2 protein-coding genes and 1 pseudogene are annotated in these 1786 nt (G+C 71.6%); 2 read left to right on the top strand and 1 reads right to left on the bottom strand.

The genetic code is table 11. The features are described from left to right. Window positions 1-45: 45 nt before the first annotated feature. Complete coding sequence (locus CW362_RS35400; protein WP_103553707.1) at window positions 46-561, bottom strand: pep a2; 516 nt, start codon at window positions 559-561, stop codon at window positions 46-48. Between the two features lie 300 nt (window positions 562-861). Between CW362_RS35400 and CW362_RS35395 the strand changes: the two are divergent. Together CW362_RS35395 and CW362_RS35390 are read left to right on the top strand one after the other, a co-directional pair. Continuing rightward, window positions 862-1053, top strand: a pseudogene (locus CW362_RS35395) (DUF5133 domain-containing protein); the annotation flags it as partial. Window positions 1054-1154: 101 nt separating this feature from the next. Further along, the coding region (locus CW362_RS35390; RefSeq protein WP_162684334.1) for a maltotransferase domain-containing protein at window positions 1155-1786 on the top strand (632 nt) is incomplete at its 3' end.

Here is a 1786-nt window from a genome sequence, read left to right as displayed (position 1 = left end):
CGCTCGGCGACATGATCGGGCGGCACGGACGGGCCCGCCGGCGGTTCACCCGCGGGAGACGGCCGGCTCGGTCTCGTCGCGTCCGGCGGCGAGCGCGGGCTCCGGCAGCACCGCGTACAGGGGCGTCGGCCGCGCCTCACGCAGACAGGGCGCGGGCACGGGCGGGTCCAGCGGGGCGTGATCGGCGGCGCGGGCCCGCCACGAGGACCAGATGATCTTCCCGCCGACGTCCGTGGCACAGCAGCCCCAGCCGTCGCTCAGCGCGGCGATCTGGGCCAGACATCCCTGCGGCGCCCGGTGCGGGCTGATGTCCTGGCTGCTGTCCGAGACGGCGGCGAACAGGCGTCGGCCGTTCCACCACATCTCGATCGTCGTGTTCTTGTCCGCCGAGTGCTGCTCGATGGTGCGGAGCAGCGCTTCCGCACAGTGGCAGACGGACTCGACGAGATTCTCCAGGTTCCAGTACCGGAGGTGTGCGGCCAGGATCCGCCTGACCTGTCCGACCCTTTCCCGGCTGAGCTCCACGTCCAGGTGGTAGTAGCAGGGGACTGCGGCTTTCATCGTTGGCTCCTCACCGGCGAAGCTCTCGCTCGTTCTCGCCCCCTGCGGGACCGGGCCCCGATCACTGAGCGTGAGCCCCCGCCGCTCCTGAGTCACCCTCAGCATGAGAGGGCTACTCCATTCGTGCAACACGAGCGCGACCCCAGGTGGTTGAAGAGCTAACAAGACGCTCGGTCGCCGTACGGGCACCATGAGTGAGGGTGTCGTTCCGTGCCGGACCGGCTCCCCTTCGCGTACGGCCCTCATCCGCCGGCCAGGCGAGCCGTCCGCGGTCGAGAGATCGGGAAGGTGACCAGCGTGATGCTGCTGCCTGCCAAAGCCGAGGTCGCCAGACATCTGGAGCGCTACCGGGCATGGGAACGCCTGCTTCTCGCGACTCCCGCCGACCGTGTGGTGCGGGGGAACTTCGAGAACACCGGCTACACCCTGTGCGTCCTGATGGGGAAGCGCTGCGCGCGGGAGGCGGCGAACGCGGCCGAGGTCTACCTGCAGGACGTTCCGGCACGGATCTGAACGACGGTCCTCGCGGACCACACCGAAAGGGCCTTTCGCGGCAACGACGATCCGGGCCCAGAACCGCGGAGGCGAGACGCATGGACGCGCACACGGAGACCGGCCGCATACCCGTCATGGATGTGCGGCCGGTCGTCGCATGCGGCCGGCGGCCCGCCAAGGCGGTGGTGGGCGAGACCTTCCAGGTCACCGCCACCCTTTTCGGCGAAGGCCACCTCGTGGTCGGCGCGAATGTCGTCCTGCGTGATCCGGACGGCCGCCCCGGCCCGTGGACGCCGATGCGGGAGCTGGCCCCCGGCACCGACCGCTGGGGCGCCCACGTCACCCCGTCGGGAACGGGCCGCTGGACGTACGCGGTGGAGGCGTGGAGCGACCCGGTGACCGGATGGCGGCGCTCCGCCGAGATCAAGGTCCCGGCCGGGATCGACGTCGGGCTGGTGCTGGAGGAGGGCTCCGCGCTCCACGAGCGGGCCGCCGCGGGCGTTCCCGAGGCCGACGGCCGAGACACGGTCCTGGCGGCCTCGGCCGCCCTGCGCGACGACTCCCTGCCCCCGGCCGACCGTCTCGCCGCCGCGCTGACCCCGCAGGTGGCGGCCGTGCTGGCGGAGTATCCGCTGCGTGAGCTGGTGACGTCGTCGCAGGCGTTGCCGTTGCTGGTGGAGCGGGAGCGGGCGCTGTTCGGGTCGTGGTACGAGTTCTTCCCGCGGTCGGA

The organism is Streptomyces populi (assembly GCF_002911015.1).
GTDB classification, from domain to species: Bacteria; Actinomycetota; Actinomycetes; order Streptomycetales; family Streptomycetaceae; genus Streptomyces; species Streptomyces populi.
This window is presented reverse-complemented; position numbering and strand designations above follow the sequence as displayed.